Source organism: Rhodococcus sp. IEGM 1354 (assembly GCF_030056855.1).
In the GTDB taxonomy this organism is placed as follows: Bacteria; Actinomycetota; Actinomycetes; order Mycobacteriales; family Mycobacteriaceae; genus Rhodococcoides.
Genome location: NZ_JASHKT010000001.1, coordinates 139,167 through 153,147, shown reverse-complemented (window position 1 = coordinate 153,147; position 13,981 = coordinate 139,167). Strand labels below are relative to the sequence as shown.

Below are 13,981 nucleotides of genomic sequence, written 5' to 3'. Positions count from 1 at the left end.
ACGATGGTGAGCGTGACTTCACCAAACAAGACCCAAACGGCAACGCTGCACACCAACCGCGGCGACATCGTCATCGAACTGTTCGGCAATCACGCCCCCAAGACCGTCGCGAACTTCGTCGGCCTTGCGGACGGGTCGAAGGAATACACGACGCAGAACGCGTCGGGTGCCAAGACCGGACCGTTCTACGACGGCGCAGTCTTCCACCGCGTCATCGACGGTTTCATGATCCAGGGCGGCGACCCGACCGGAACCGGCACCGGCGGACCGGGCTACAAGTTCGAGGACGAGTTCCACCCGGAGCTCTCCTTCGACCGCCCGTACCTGCTGGCCATGGCCAACGCAGGCCCCGGCACCAACGGATCGCAGTTCTTCATCACCACCGGCAAGACCCCGCACCTCAACCGCAAGCACAGCATCTTCGGTGAGGTCACGGACGAGGCGTCCAAGAAGGTCGTCGACGCCATCTCGAGCACGCAGGTCGGCCGCGGCGACCGCCCGGTGGACGAGGTCGTCATCAACAGCATCACCATCGCCTGATTCGGTTGTAGAAGGAATTACACGATGACGAACCCCGGCTGGGGTGGCGCGTACGGCGACCAGCCCAACCCACCCCAGTCGGTGTGCGTCAGACATCCCGATCGCCCGACGGGTCTGGCCTGCTCTCGATGCGGCCGGCCCGCGTGCCCACAGTGCCTGCAACCCGCGGCCGTCGGGCAACACTGTGTCGACTGTGTTCGCGAAGGCAACAAGAACGTCCGGACCGCACGTACGGTCGCCGGCGTGCCGATGACACGTTCCGCCAAGACCCCGCTGACTTTCGCACTGATCGCGATCAACGTCGTGATATTCGGCATCACCGCCGCTCAATCCGGCGACTTCATGAGCAATTTTCGCGGATCGTCGCTGGCCGACGCCTGGGCACTGAACAGCCTGCTGGTCGCGGACGGCGATGTGTGGCGCCTCGTCAGCAGCGGGTTCATCCACATAGGACCCATTCACCTGCTGGTGAACATGTTCGCCCTGTACATCATCGGCCGAGACGTCGAATTGGTGCTGGGCCGCAGCCGGTATCTCGCCGTCTACTTCCTGTCGCTGCTCGGTGGCAGCGCATCGGTCATGCTGTTCGAGAACCCCCTGGCCGCCACCGCCGGTGCGTCGGGTGCCGTGTTCGGATTGCTCGGCGCACAGGCCGTCATTCTGCTTCGACTCAAGCGCTCCCCAACCCCGGTCCTGATCGTGATCGCGCTGAACATCTTCATCAGCATCTCGATCCCCAGCATCTCGCTGTGGGGCCACATGGGCGGACTGGTCGCCGGAGCGGCAGCCACCGCCGGATTGGTGTTCCTACCCAACCGCAACGACGCGCAGCCTCGTGCCGGCGTATCCCTCGCCTGGCTCTCCGTGGCAGCCGTGGCCCTGATATCTCTGGGCACCATCGCGGTCCGAGTCCTCGACCTCCGCGCGCAGATGGGCCTCTGAAGTCCACTAGATGTGCCATTGACCCCCGAAAAGGTCACTGAACGTCACATTGAACCCCGAAAAGGCCACTGCACGTCACATTGACTCCCGGCGATGCCAATCGATGGCCCAGGAATCCCCGCGGGCTGCCGGCTGGTGCCCGATGGCTGTGCGACGACTCACCGGTTCACCGAATGTGCCATTGACCCCCGAAAAGTCCACTGAACGTCACATTGAGTACCCCCGGAAGGTGGGCGGTCAGTTGTTCGGCGGCACCAGTCCGTAGGTGTCGAGTATTTCGAATACGTCGCGTGGGTCAGTTCCCAGGTCCCATCGACCGAAGATGATGAGTCGATCGTCGTCCTCGTCGGGTGCACGGACGTCCAGTTCGAGCATCGGTACTCGTCGTCCCAGTCTGGGGTAGCGCACGACTTTGATTTGGACGATGTCGGCGCGCGAGTACGTGCGCGTGCCGGTGAGTCGTTTCATCACCAGTGACCCGTCGGGTGTGATGGCGAGTCGGGGGCGTTGTGCGGCCGCGAGGGCTGCCATTACCCAGGTTCCGACGGCGGCGAGTCCGACGAGGAAGGTTCCGGCGGCGTCCGAGGAGGCGAGGACGGCACCGATGGCGAGTGCGATACCGCCTGCCACCAGCGCTCCGACGGCTATGGCGGGCGTCGCCCATCGGTGCTCGTACACACCCTGTGGATGGTTGGGAAAGTTATCCACAGGGTTTATCCACATTGGGGATGAATGACATGGGTGTAACTCGGCCGGCTCTCAGCGCCATCGCATGGTCATGACGAGGCCGACGACCATGAATCCGAACCCGATGAGGAAGTTGTACGCACCGAGGTTGCCGATGAACGAGATGTCTTCCTGGGCCAGGTAGTACACGATCAGCCACAGCAGCCCTACCAGCATGAATCCGAGCATCAGGACCACGTACCAGACCGGCGACGGTCCGGCGTTGACCTTCACCGGCGTGCGGTTGGCCGGGTTGATCGAGTAGTCGTTCTTCTTCCGTACCTTCGACTTCGGCATTGCGTCCTCTTCGTGTTCTTGACGGTCATCGGCGTGCGCCGTACCTGTGGACAACTGACGGTGACAACCTGTGGATCGATCGAGTTGCGTGCTTCCCCAGGTTATTGTCTCCCGGAGAGCCGTGGCGGTCATCCACCCGGTTTGTAGTACACGCTAACTCAGATCAGCGCAGCACCGACCTACCGAACAGTGGCGAGCACTCTGTGAGACGACGACAGACCGATTCCTCCGAGACCCGATGGTGGGTGCTCGCTGTGGCGGTGTGCGCTGTGGTCGGCCTGCTGCTCGGAACCACGAGGCATGCCTCGGACGGCAACGAGTTGCGGGGCGGTGACACGACACGGCTCGCCGATCTGGTCGATTCGGCCCAGCGGAGCAGCGACGACGCGTTGCGCAGTAGAGACGCGTTGGAGCAGCAGGTCGACCTCCTGCAGCAACGCACAGCGGCGGGCGACTCCGAGGTGGCCGACGCGTTGGCTCGGGTCGATGAACTCTCGGACGCGGCGGGTCGGGAGGAGGCGTCCGGCACGGGGTTGACGGTGACGATGGCCGACGCCCCGCGCGGTCCCGACGGGTCGTATGCGTCCGACGCGTCCCCGGACGACCTGGTGGTTCATCAGGTCGACGTGCAGAGTGTCCTCAACGCGCTGTGGGCCGGCGGCGCGTCGGCGATGGCGATGCAGGATCAGCGTCTGGTGGCGTCGTCGGCACCGCGGTGTATCGGGAACACGCTGTTACTGGGCGGCCGGACGTACAGTCCGCCGTATGTGATGACGGCTCTCGGCGACCCGGATCGATTGCGGGCGGCGCTGGACAACGAGCCCGGGGTACGGCTGTACGAGCAGTATGCGCTGCGTTACGGTCTGCGCTACGAGGTCGCGGCGTATCAGAACGTCTCGGTTCCGGCGTACACCGAATCGGTGCGCATGCGTTTCGCGGAGCCGCGCTGAGTACGCTGTCGACATGCGCATTCTCGTCGTCGACAACTACGACAGCTTCGTCTTCAACCTCGTCCAGTACCTGGGGCAGTTGAACGCCGAGGTCGAGGTGTGGCGCAACGACGACGAGCGACTTGCCGACCGCGACGCTGTTGCCGCGGAGTTCGACGGCATTCTGCTCAGCCCGGGCCCGGGAACTCCGCAGCGCGCCGGGGCCACGATGGACCTGGTTTCGGCGAGCGCGCGGGCCGGAACCCCGCTGCTGGGTGTGTGTCTGGGCCATCAGGCCATCGGAGCCGCGTTCGGTGCCACGGTCGAGAAGGCTCCGGAATTGCTGCACGGCAAGACCAGCCTCGTCCATCACACCGGTGTCGGCGTCCTGGAAGGGATGGCCGAGCCGTTCACGGCCACCCGCTATCACTCGCTGACCGTCCGCGAGGACACCATCCCCGCGGAGCTCGAGATCATCGGCCGTACCGAATCAGGTCTGGTGATGGCCATGAGGCACACCGAGCTACCCATTCACGGCGTGCAGTTCCATCCGGAGTCCATCCTCACCGAGGGCGGGCACCGGATGCTGGCCAACTGGCTCGCGGTGTGCGGTATGCCCACCGATTCCGTCCTGGTGGGAACCCTGGAGGCGCAGGTCGCCGAGGCCTTCGCCTGATCGTCGACAACTAACGCCCGGGGATACCCAGGGCTCCGATGCTGATCGTGACGGTGTCGGACTTACTGATCTCGGACCCTGCCGGCTGCGTCTGATTCACCACTCGCCCGACCATCAACGGATCCAACGTCGCTTCTCGCGTCGCCGTCAGTTCCGCTGCCGTTCCCGTCCAGCCGGCCGACTGCAGCGCGGCCAACGCCTGCGCCTCGGTCAGACCGGCGAGGTCGGGCATGGGGATCTTGTCGCCGTTCGACACGCGCAGCGTGACGACGGTGTTCTCGGTGACATTGGTGCCGCCCGCGGGGTCTGTGGAGACAACCTGCCCCGTCGGCTGTCCCGAGTCGATGTTCTGCACCTGGACGCGCAGTCCGGCTCCCTCGACGTTCGGCTGCGCCACGTTCACGAGTTGCCCCACCACATCGGGCATCCGCACCTGCGCGGGCCCGGTGCCCAGGGTGATGCGAACCTGCGAGTTCGCGTTCATGCTCACGCCCGAGGACGGATTCTGCTCGACGACCTTGTCGAGGTTCTCGGGTGTCGACGGAGCACGGGCGATGGTGGCATCGAGCTGGAGGCCCACCTCGTTGAGTGCATCGGACGCTTGTTGCTGCGTGAGTCCGGTCAGTCGCGGAACCTGTACCTGCTGTGGTCCCGAGGACACGTCGAGCTGGATGTTTCCCGGCGATTCGGTCTGTGATCCGGCCGCCGGATTGGTGCCGATGGCCGATCCTTCCGGAATCGCCGCGTCGGGCTTCTCCTGGATGCTCACTCGCAGGCCGGCTTCTTCGAGTTGCCGCTGCGCCTCGTCTGCGGACAGTCCGACGACGGTGGGGACGGCGACGGTCTTGGGGTCGGCACCGGGACCGAGCGACCACAGGAAGGCCCCGACGATAGCGACGACGATGATCGCGGCGGCCGAGATCAACGCGATCTTGAGGCCGCGGCGGTTCTTCGGCTCGTCGTAGTCCTCCGTGTGGCGCGACGACCGAGAGGCCGCGGCAGCGGCCGGCTTGTCCTTGCCGGAGAAATCGGCCTGACGGGAATCGACCGAACCGAGAATGGTGGTTCGATCCTCGTCGTTCATCACCATGGGCGCACTCGGCCGCTGTCCACCCAGAACGCGGACCAGGTCGGTGCGCATCTCGGCGGCGCTCTGGTAGCGATTGGCCGGGTTCTTGGCCATTGCCTTGAGGATGATCGAGTCGAGTTCGCGCGGGACGGTGTCGTTGACCAGCGACGGCAGCTGGGGGTCTTCTCGGACGTGCTGGTAGGCGACGGCGACCGGCGAATCACCCTTGAACGGCGGCTCGCCGGTCAGGATCTCGAAGAGCACGCACCCGAGCGAGTAGACGTCCGAACGCGCATCGACCTGTTCCCCGCGGGCCTGCTCGGGCGAGAGGTATTGCGCGGTTCCGATCACGGCGGCGGTCTGAGTCATCGGCGAGGACGAGTCGGCGATGGCACGGGCGATGCCGAAGTCCATCACCTTCACGGCGCCGGCGTTGTTGATCATGATGTTGGCGGGTTTGACGTCGCGGTGCACGATGCCGTTGCGGTGGCTGAAATCGAGCGCAGCACAGACGTCGGCGATGACCTCCATGGCCCGACGCGGCTCCATGGGTCCTTCGGCGCGCACGATGTCGCGCAGGGTGTCGCCGTCGACGTATTCCATGACGATGAACGGGAGCGGACCGGCTTCGGTCTCCGCTTCACCGGTGTCGTAGACGGCGACGATGGCGGGGTGATTGAGCGCAGCAGCGTTCTGTGCCTCACGTCGGAACCTGAGGTAGAACGTGGGGTCGCGAGCGAGGTCGGCGCGCAGAACCTTGATGGCGACGTCACGATCGAGTCGTGTGTCCCGAGCGAGGTGAACCTCGGACATACCGCCGAAACCGAGTATCTCGCCCAGCTCGTAGCGAGAGGAGAGCGTACGGGGAGTCGTCATCGTTGTCCTTGTGGTGCTTGCGGGAACGGAATCTCGATCAGCGGCCTGCGAGTCGTCGTCTGGGTGGGCTGCGCCGAGGTCGTCGTGCTCTCTTCGGTGGTCGTCGGCTCCTCCGAGGTGGCGGTGGTCGTCGTGGTGGTGGTGGTGGTGGTCGTTTCTTCGGTGGTCGTGGTTTCTTCGGTGGTGGTTGTCGGCTCGGTGGTCGTTGTGGTCGTGGTCGTCGGCTGAGTGGTGGTCGTGGGCTGCACGAACGGCGTCGGCGAGTCGTCCCTGCCACCGGTCAGCAGTACGTAACCGCCGATCAGGATGGCCAACAGCAGGAGCGCGCCGCCGCCCCAGGCCAGCGCCTTCTGTGCCGACGACATGCCGGTCTGCTCGGGAACCGCCGCAGCTGCCGTGCCGGTAGCCGGGCCCCGGTAATCGCGTTGCGAGGTCGGCATCATCTGGGTGCTCGACGGCGGAGGCGGCTGCGGGCTGGGCACGACGCCGGGCATCATGACTCTCCCGGTTCCGGTACCGCGCGAGTTGCCGGGTGCCGGTGGCCGGCGGCCGGCCCGAACTGCGGCGACGGCGTCGGCGAATTCGCCGCCGTTGGCGTAACGGGCGGCCGGATCCTTGACCATCGTGATCTCGATGAGTTCACGGACGGCAGGTGGTAGGTCGACCGGCATGGGTGCCGGTGCTTCGCGCACGTGCTTCATGGCGACGGTCAGGGCGCCGTCGCCCACGAAAGGCCGTGTGCCCGCGAGTACTTCGTATCCGACGACACCGAGCGAGTAGACGTCGGATGCCGAGGTCGCCTCTTCGCCGAGGGCTTGTTCGGGCGCGATGTACTGCGCGGTGCCCATGACCATTCCGGTCTTGGTGACCGGGGAGGCGTCGACGGCCTTGGCGATGCCGAAGTCGGTGATCTTGACCTGCCCGGTGGGGGTGATCAGGATATTGCCGGGCTTGACGTCGCGGTGCACGACCCCTGCGGTGTGCGCGATCTGCAGTGAGCGCCCGGTTTGTTCGAGCATGTCCAGGGCGTGGCCGAGCGGCAGCCGGGTCATGCGGCCCAGCACGGCGTTGAGTGGCTCACCGTTGACCAGTTCCATCACCAGGTAGGCGAGCGATTCGCCTGCACCGTCGCGGGTCTCGCCGTAGTCGTACACCCCGGCGATTCCGGGGTAGTTCAGCTGAGCGGTGGTACGGGCCTCGAACCTGAAGCGCTGCAAGAACTCCGGGTCCTCGGAGAACTCGGCTTTGAGTACCTTCACGGCGACACGGCGGTCGAGGCGATTGTCCATCGCCTCCCAGACCTGTCCCATGCCGCCGGTGGCGATGAGGCGCAGCAGTCTGTAGCGCTGCGCGATGACGGCTCCGTTACTCAGTGGCACCGATGCTCACCTCCCCTGCAATGCGGCGGCGATGACGGCGCGGCCGATGGGTGCTGCGACCGAACCGCCGGTGGCGGCGAGGGCTCGATCTCCGCCGTCCTCGACGATGACGGCGATGGCGACCTTGGGGTCCTTCGCCGGTGCGAATCCGATGTACCACGCGTGGGGCGGGGTGTTGCGAGGATCCGAACCGTGTTCTGCGGTACCGGTTTTCGACGCGATCTGTACACCGGGGATCTTGCCTTCCCCGCTGGTGTTGTTCTCGGAACCGATCATCAGGTCGGTCAGGGTCGAGGCCGTATCGGGGCTGATCGCCTCACCCATCGATTGGGGTTGGTAACTGGACAGGTCCGACAGGTCGGGAGACTGCAACTGCTGCACCAGGTTCGGCGCCATCCGCACACCGCCGTTGGCGACGGTCGCGGCGATGACGGCGTCCTGCAGCGGGGTGAGCGCCACGTCGCGCTGGCCGATGCTGGATTGGCCGAGGGCGGCGTCGTCGTCGATGGATCCGATGGTGCTGTCGGCGACGGTGAGCGGGATGCTGGTGTCCTCTCCGATGCCGAACTTGGCGGCCGTCTCGCGCATCTTGTCGGCACCGGTGTCGATACCGAGTTCGACGAAGGCGGTGTTGCACGACCGTGCGAACGCCTCACGCAGCGAGGCGGTCTGACCGCCTCCGCACGTCGAACCGTTGTAGTTCTCGAGCGTCGTCGACGTTCCAGGAAGAGTGATGTTCGACGCGGCCGTGAGTTGATCGTCCGGAGTGGCACCCGCCTGGAGCGCAGCGGCGGTCGTGATCACCTTGAACGTCGATCCCGGTGGGTAGGTCTGCGAGATCGCGCGGTTCACCAGCGGCTTGCCCGGATCGTCGCTCAGGTTCTCCCAGGCGGTCGACGTGGTGCTGCCGTCGTGGCTGGCCAGCAGGTTGGGGTCGTAGCTCGGTGTGCTGGCCATGGCGAGAATGTTGCCGGTGGCGGGGTCGAGGGCCACGACGGAGCCGGTGTATCCCTTAGCGGTCAGCTGGTCGTACGCGACCTGTTGGACGACGGGATCGATGGTGGTGACGACGTTGCCGCCGCGGGGATCACGGCCGGAGATGAGGTCGAACAGGCGTCCGCCGAACAACCGGTCGTCGGATCCGTTGAGTACCGGGTCCTCGGCGCGTTCGAGACCGGTGCTCGAGTACAGCATCGAATAGAAGCCGGTGATCGGAGCGTTGGCCTGCGGGCTCGCGGGGGAGATCGAGTTCTGCGGGTACGTGCGCAGGTACTTGTAGCGATCGTCGGTGGCGACGGACGATGCGAGAACCTGTCCACCGGCCGAGATCTGGCCGCGTTGACGTGAGTACTCGTCGAGCAGAACGCGGGAGTTCCGCGGGTCGGTGCGCAGGTCGTCGGCCTTGATGACCTGAACGTAGGTCGCGTTGGCGAGCAGGGCGACCACCATCACCATGATGGCGATGGAGACGCGGCGTAGGGGAGTGTTCATGCGCGCTTCACCATTTCGGTCGGCGCCTCGGCGATCGGGGCGGCCACAGCGGGCTTCTTCTTGGGTGTCGCAGGCTCACGCGCTGCATCGGAGATCTTGATCAGCAGAGCCACCAACAGATAGTTCGCCAGTAACGAGGAGCCTCCGTACGACATGTACGGGGTGGTCAGACCGGTCAGCGGAATGAGTTTGGTGACGCCGCCGACGACGACGAACAGCTGCACGGCAACGGTGAACGAGAGCCCGGCCGCGAGCAACTTGCCGAAGCTGTCTCGGACGGCGAGCGCGGTGCGCATTCCGCGAATGACGAACAGCAGATACAGGATCAGGACCGCGGCCAGACCGATGAGGCCGAGTTCCTCGCCGACGGTGGCGATGATGAAGTCGGTCTTGGGGAACGGAACCTGCGACGGGCGGCCGCTGCCCAGGCCGGTGCCGGCGAGCCCACCGGTGGCCAGACCGAACAGCGACTGGGAAATCTGGTAGCCGGTGTCGTTGTAGTCCGCGAACGGGTCCAGCCAGGTCAGTGTTCGCACGCGCACGTGGCTGAACGCCTGGTAGGCGAAAAAGAATCCGACCATCAGCAGACCGCTGCCGATGATGATCCAGCCGACACGTTCGGTGGCGATGTAGATCATCACCAGAACGGTGCTGAAGATCAGCAGCGACGTGCCCAGGTCCTTCTCGAACACGAGCACCGCGACCGAGACGATCCATACGACGATGATGGGTCCGAGATCGCGAGCGCGCGGGAAGTCCATGCCGAGCCAGTGTTTGCCTGCAGTGGTGAACAGTTCGCGCTTGGACACCAGCAGTGACGCGAAGAAGATCAGCAGCAGAATCTTGGCGAACTCACCGGGCTGCAAGCTGAAGCCGGGCAACCGAATCCAGATCTTGGAGCCGTTGACCTCGGAGAATGCCGACGGCAGCAGCGCAGGAATGGCGAGAAGGATCAGCCCGGCCAGCCCGAGGGTGTACCCGTAGCGAGCCAGGGTGCGGTAGTCGCGCAGCAACACCAGCAGTGCCACGAAGCCGGCGATGGCCAGCGTCGTCCACAGCACCTGCTGGTTGGCGTCGGGCGACGGAATGGGATTGCCGAGGTACTGCGCCTGTTGCTGATCGGCCAGGTCGAGTCGATGGATCAGCACCAGACCGAGACCGTTGAGCAGCGCGACGATAGGCAGCAGCAGCGGATCCGCATAGGGGGCGAACCGTCGAACGGCCAAGTGCGCCACCGTCACCAGTGCGAGGTACGCGAGCGCGTACTTCGCCAGGTCCCAGGTGATCGTCTGTTCCTGGCTGGCTTCGACGAGGATCAACGAGATGGTGGTGATCAGGACCGCGGCACCGAGCAGCAGCAATTCGACATTGCGACGATTCGACTGGATCGGTGCGGGAGCGAACCCACCGGGAGGACTCGGAAAGGAGCCTCCTGCGGACGGATTGGAACTCATCGAGTACCGGTCCTGCAGTTCTGGCCCGGGATCTGCGCGACGGTCGGTGTCGGCACGGCGGTAGTGGTCGGGGCAGCTTCCGGAACGGGCTCCGGCGCGGGCGGCGGCAACGGAACTCCGGGGGGCGGGATGATCGTCGACGGGATCGGTGCAGCCGTGGTGGTCACTGCCGGCTCGGTCTCGCAGACCTCCAGTAGGTCTCCCGAGGCCAACCGTTGCACCTGACCGCGGGCGTCGTCGAGAGAGCCCGACGGGAGTCCTGCGGTCACCTGCTCGCGCGCGGCCGGCAAAAGGTCGTCGATCTCGAACGGGACGCAATCGGCCGGCGCGGCGTCGGGTGCGGTCAGTGTGACGCCACCGTTGTCGTCGAGGCAGCCGATCAATTCCACGCTCTGCAACGAGTACCCGAGAACCGAACCGGGGAGACCGCGCAGCACGGTGACCTTGCCGTCGTCCGCACCGACGTAGTAATTGCCCTTGATCACCGAATTGGCAACCACCACACCGATTCCGGCCAACACGATCAGGGTCAGCGCGATCAGCGACCACCGCAGCTTGTGCGACTTCTTCTCCGGTGTCACCACAGGAGCGGTGACGCGCTTGGGCGTCGTGCGCGGGGGACGCATGGCGGCGGCGCGGCCCGCTGCAGTGTTCGGCGGCGGAGCGTCTTCTTCGTCCTCGGTGCTGGCCGCGCCGCCGAGAATCGGGTGGCTCTGGCCGTAGTCGAGGTCGATGACGTCGGCGACGACGACGGTGACGTTGTCAGGACCGCCGCTGCGCAGAGCAAGTTCGATGAGGCGGTCGGCACACGGCCCGGTCTCGCCCTCGGCGAGAGTGTTCTCGATGGTTTCGTCGCTCACGACATCCGACAAACCGTCGGAGCACAACAGGTAGCGATCGCCGGCACGAACCTCGCGGACGGTGAGCGTCGGCTCGATCTCGTTGCCGGTCAGCGCCCTCATGATCAGTGAGCGTTGCGGGTGCGTGTGCGCCTGTTCGGCGGTGATGCGGCCTTCGTCGACCAGTGACTGGACGAACGTATCGTCGCGGGTGATCTGAGTGAGCGAACCGTCGCGCAGCATGTAGGCACGCGAGTCACCGATATGCACCAGACCCATTCGCTTGCCCGCGAACAGGATTGCGGTCAGCGTGGTTCCCATGCCGTCGAGTTCCGGCTCGTCTTCCACCTGGTCTGCGATGGAGGCGTTGCCCTCGCGAGTGGCTGCTTCGAGTTTGCCGAGCAGATCCTCGCCCGGTTCGTCGTCGTCGAGGTGCGCCAGCGCGGCGATCATCAACTGCGAGGCCACTTCGCCTGCGGCGTGACCGCCCATGCCGTCGGCCAGAGCCAACAGTCGCGCACCCGCGTAGACGGAATCCTCGTTGTTGGAGCGAACGAGACCGCGATCGCTGCGGGCGGCGTAGCGGAGAACAAGGGTCACGGGCGCAACTCGATCACGGTCTTGCCGACGCGAACCGGGGTTCCCAGTGGAACGCGTACGGCGGTGGTGACCTTCGCTCGGTCGAGGTAGGTGCCGTTGGTCGAGCCCAGGTCTTCGACGTACCAATCTCCGCCGCGAGGCGAGAGGCGAGCGTGCCTGGTGGACGAATAGTCGTCTGTCAGAACGAGAGTCGAATCGTCTGCGCGTCCGATCAGAACCGGCTGAGTGCCGAGCGAGATGCGCGTGCCGGCGAGGCCGCCCTGGGTCACCACGAGGTACTTCGCCACCTTCTGCTTGTTGAACGACGGGAGCACCTTCGAGCCACCGGAGTAGCGGGCGGGCACACGCATACCGGCTGCGGCATAGATGTCACTGCGCAGCGTCCGAAGAACGGCCCAGACGAAGAACCACAACAGGAGCAGAAAACCTGCCCTGGTCAGTTGCAGAATCAATCCCTGCACGACGATTCACCTCCTCCTTCGCGATCGGACCTGCATCCCCCACAATCCGACGCGGCGGCGCGACAGACATGGTTGTCTCGCAGCATCATAGGGTGCAGTCGCTCGTGTGGACGACATACGGGTGGGCGAACCTGCGAGTCGAGGAGACGAACATCTCGGTCGGCCGGGCCACTCCGGTGATCAGACGATCCGGACCAGAATCTCGGAATGACCGGCGCGGATCACGTCGCCGTCGGCCAGCTGCCAATCCTGGACGGGAGCACCGTTGACGGTGGTTCCGTTGGTGGATCCCAGATCGGACAGCATGGCCACTCGGCCGTCCCAGCGAATCTCGATGTGTCGGCGTGACACGCCGGTGTCGGGGAGGCGGAACTGGGCGTCCTGGCCGCGCCCGATGATGTTCTGTCCGTCCCGGAGCTGGAAGTAGCGGCCGCTGCCGTCTTCGAGCTGAAGGGTCGCGGCGAGCGCCTGGGACTGACCTGCGTAGGACGCCGGCTGGTCGTAGCCGTAACCGTCACCGCGATCACCGGCACCCTGGGGGTAGCCGCGGCCGTAGGGCGCTTGGGCGGGCGGGTAGTCGTAGGCAGGCTGCTGGTAGCCCTGCTGTGGGTAACCGGCACCCTGCGGCTCGGCATAGCGGCCGGCGGGCTCGCCGTAGGCCTGCTCCTGGTAAGGAGCCTCGCTGTAGGCACCGCCCTGCTCGCCACCGTTGTAGTCGTAGCCCGCACCGTTGTAGCCCTGGGCGTCGTAACCCTGCGCGTTGTAGCCCTGGGCGTTGTAACCCTGCGCGTTGTATCCCGCTCGGTCGTAACCCTGGGCGTCGTAGCTCTGCTCCTGGCCGTTGGGTGCTCCGTAGGCCTGGTCGTACCCCTGATCCTGGCCGCCGGCTGCGCTGTACGCCTGGCCGTGCTGGGCGTACGGCTGCTCGTCGTAGCCCTGGTTCTCGTAGCCCTGGGCGTTGTACGGCTGCTGGTCGTAGCGCTGATCCTGGTCGGCGGGTGCGTAACCCTGCGCGTCGTATCCGTTCTGCTCACGCGCCGCGTAGCGAGGATCCTGGCCACCGGCGTATCCGTTGCGCGCGCGCGGATCCGGACGATGTCCGTCCGCGGGGTCACGCTGCGGGTCGTAGCCTGGGTTCTGCGTCATGTGGCCGGCTCCTGGTATCGACATCGGTGGAACAGTCGGTCGCTGCGTGGCTGAAGGGACGGGACGGGCTGGCTGTGCCGACGCGTTCTGCTGAACAGAGCTGTTCTGCGCAGCAATCGCCGATCGTCCCACATCGGGATCGACCGAGCCACTGGCCCGGAACTGTCCGGTGTGAAGGGTGGGCGACGGTTCGAAGCGAACCACCACGTCACCGTAGGTCTGCCACCCCTGATCACGGATGTAATCGTCCAGGTGACGCGAGAAAGCCTTGACCGTGAGCTCGCGATCACCTGCAAGTTCCTCGTGATCCGAGCTGTTGATCGTGATCACGTAGTTGTTGGGTGCGAGGTAGTGACCGCCGTCCAAGGGGCGAACGAGATCGGACGCCTCCTGTTGCAGCGCCGCCTCGACTTCGGCCGGTACGACGCCGCCGCCGAACACGCGGGCGAAGACGTCGCCGACAGCGCTCTGCAGCTTGCGTTCGAAACGCTGAACGATGCCCATCGTGACCCCTCCTCTCACTGTGTTCTTCCACCCTGTGGTGCCTGTTGCCTAC

At 65.5% G+C, this 13,981-nt stretch carries 13 protein-coding genes; 4 read left to right on the top strand and 9 right to left on the bottom strand.

The window, feature by feature from the left end; all coding sequences use genetic code 11:
* The first annotated feature begins 3 nt into the window (after nt 1-3).
* Nucleotides 4-540, top strand: a complete 537-nt coding sequence (locus QM588_RS00845; RefSeq protein ID WP_283310914.1) for a peptidylprolyl isomerase — start codon at nt 4-6, stop codon at nt 538-540.
* Nucleotides 541-564: 24 nt separating this feature from the next.
* Nucleotides 565-1,482, top strand: a complete 918-nt coding sequence (locus tag QM588_RS00840) for a rhomboid family intramembrane serine protease (protein ID WP_283310913.1) — start codon at nt 565-567, stop codon at nt 1,480-1,482.
* A 237-nt stretch (nt 1,483-1,719) separates the two neighbouring features.
* On the opposite strand, the gene QM588_RS00835 is transcribed toward QM588_RS00840, so the two are convergent.
* Together QM588_RS00835 and crgA are read right to left on the bottom strand one after the other, a co-directional pair.
* On the bottom strand, nt 1,720-2,205 hold the full coding sequence (locus tag QM588_RS00835; protein WP_283310912.1) for a PH domain-containing protein: 486 nt from the start codon (nt 2,203-2,205) through the stop codon (nt 1,720-1,722).
* A gap of 36 nt (nt 2,206-2,241) precedes the next feature.
* Entirely contained in the window at nt 2,242-2,505 is a 264-nt protein-coding gene (crgA, locus tag QM588_RS00830; RefSeq protein ID WP_048319273.1) for a cell division protein CrgA, read from the bottom strand.
* A gap of 203 nt (nt 2,506-2,708) precedes the next feature.
* Here crgA and QM588_RS00825 point away from each other — a divergent pair, with 203 nt between their 5' ends.
* Both QM588_RS00825 and QM588_RS00820 read left to right on the top strand, forming a co-directional pair.
* Nucleotides 2,709-3,455 (top strand): DUF881 domain-containing protein, encoded by a 747-nt coding sequence (locus QM588_RS00825; protein ID WP_283310911.1) that lies wholly within the window; start codon nt 2,709-2,711, stop codon nt 3,453-3,455.
* A gap of 13 nt (nt 3,456-3,468) precedes the next feature.
* On the top strand, nt 3,469-4,110 hold the full coding sequence (locus tag QM588_RS00820) for an aminodeoxychorismate/anthranilate synthase component II (protein ID WP_027494983.1): 642 nt from the start codon (nt 3,469-3,471) through the stop codon (nt 4,108-4,110).
* Between the two features lie 10 nt (nt 4,111-4,120).
* Here QM588_RS00820 and pknB read toward each other — a convergent pair whose 3' ends face one another.
* From pknB to QM588_RS00785, 7 genes are all read right to left on the bottom strand, one after another.
* Nucleotides 4,121-6,055 (bottom strand): Stk1 family PASTA domain-containing Ser/Thr kinase, encoded by a 1,935-nt coding sequence (gene pknB / locus QM588_RS00815; protein ID WP_283310910.1) that lies wholly within the window; start codon nt 6,053-6,055, stop codon nt 4,121-4,123.
* Nucleotides 6,052-7,434 carry a serine/threonine-protein kinase gene (locus tag QM588_RS00810; protein ID WP_283310909.1) on the bottom strand — a complete coding sequence of 461 codons (1,383 nt, stop codon included), beginning with the start codon at nt 7,432-7,434 and terminating at the stop codon, nt 6,052-6,054. The genes pknB and QM588_RS00810 overlap by 4 nt, the downstream gene beginning before the upstream one ends.
* 6 nt (nt 7,435-7,440) lie before the next feature.
* A complete protein-coding gene (locus QM588_RS00805) occupies nt 7,441-8,925 on the bottom strand; it encodes a peptidoglycan D,D-transpeptidase FtsI family protein (RefSeq protein ID WP_032373395.1) in 1,485 nt (494 codons plus the stop codon).
* Nucleotides 8,922-10,379, bottom strand: a complete 1,458-nt coding sequence (locus QM588_RS00800; protein ID WP_027494979.1) for an FtsW/RodA/SpoVE family cell cycle protein — start codon at nt 10,377-10,379, stop codon at nt 8,922-8,924. Before QM588_RS00800 ends, QM588_RS00805 begins: the two co-directional genes overlap by 4 nt.
* On the bottom strand, nt 10,376-11,818 hold the full coding sequence (locus tag QM588_RS00795; protein WP_283310908.1) for a PP2C family protein-serine/threonine phosphatase: 1,443 nt from the start codon (nt 11,816-11,818) through the stop codon (nt 10,376-10,378). The genes QM588_RS00800 and QM588_RS00795 overlap by 4 nt, the downstream gene beginning before the upstream one ends.
* Nucleotides 11,815-12,279 carry an FHA domain-containing protein FhaB/FipA gene (locus QM588_RS00790; RefSeq protein ID WP_027494977.1) on the bottom strand — a complete coding sequence of 155 codons (465 nt, stop codon included), beginning with the start codon at nt 12,277-12,279 and terminating at the stop codon, nt 11,815-11,817. The genes QM588_RS00795 and QM588_RS00790 overlap by 4 nt, the downstream gene beginning before the upstream one ends.
* Before the next feature lie 180 nt (nt 12,280-12,459).
* Nucleotides 12,460-13,929 (bottom strand): DUF3662 and FHA domain-containing protein, encoded by a 1,470-nt coding sequence (locus QM588_RS00785; protein WP_283310907.1) that lies wholly within the window; start codon nt 13,927-13,929, stop codon nt 12,460-12,462.
* Nucleotides 13,930-13,981: the final 52 nt, after the last annotated feature.

Coding starts and splice junctions, on each gene's coding strand:
- QM588_RS00845 (WP_283310914.1), top strand. CDS start 4: ATGGTGAGCGTGACTTCACCAAACAAGACCCAAACGGCAACGCTGCAC.
- QM588_RS00840 (WP_283310913.1), top strand. CDS start 565: ATGACGAACCCCGGCTGGGGTGGCGCGTACGGCGACCAGCCCAACCCA.
- QM588_RS00835 (WP_283310912.1), bottom strand. CDS start 2,205: ATGTGGATAAACCCTGTGGATAACTTTCCCAACCATCCACAGGGTGTG.
- crgA (WP_048319273.1), bottom strand. CDS start 2,505: ATGCCGAAGTCGAAGGTACGGAAGAAGAACGACTACTCGATCAACCCG.
- QM588_RS00820 (WP_027494983.1), top strand. CDS start 3,469: ATGCGCATTCTCGTCGTCGACAACTACGACAGCTTCGTCTTCAACCTC.
- pknB (WP_283310910.1), bottom strand. CDS start 6,055: ATGACGACTCCCCGTACGCTCTCCTCTCGCTACGAGCTGGGCGAGATA.
- QM588_RS00805 (WP_032373395.1), bottom strand. CDS start 8,925: ATGAACACTCCCCTACGCCGCGTCTCCATCGCCATCATGGTGATGGTG.
- QM588_RS00800 (WP_027494979.1), bottom strand. CDS start 10,379: ATGAGTTCCAATCCGTCCGCAGGAGGCTCCTTTCCGAGTCCTCCCGGT.
- QM588_RS00785 (WP_283310907.1), bottom strand. CDS start 13,929: ATGGGCATCGTTCAGCGTTTCGAACGCAAGCTGCAGAGCGCTGTCGGC.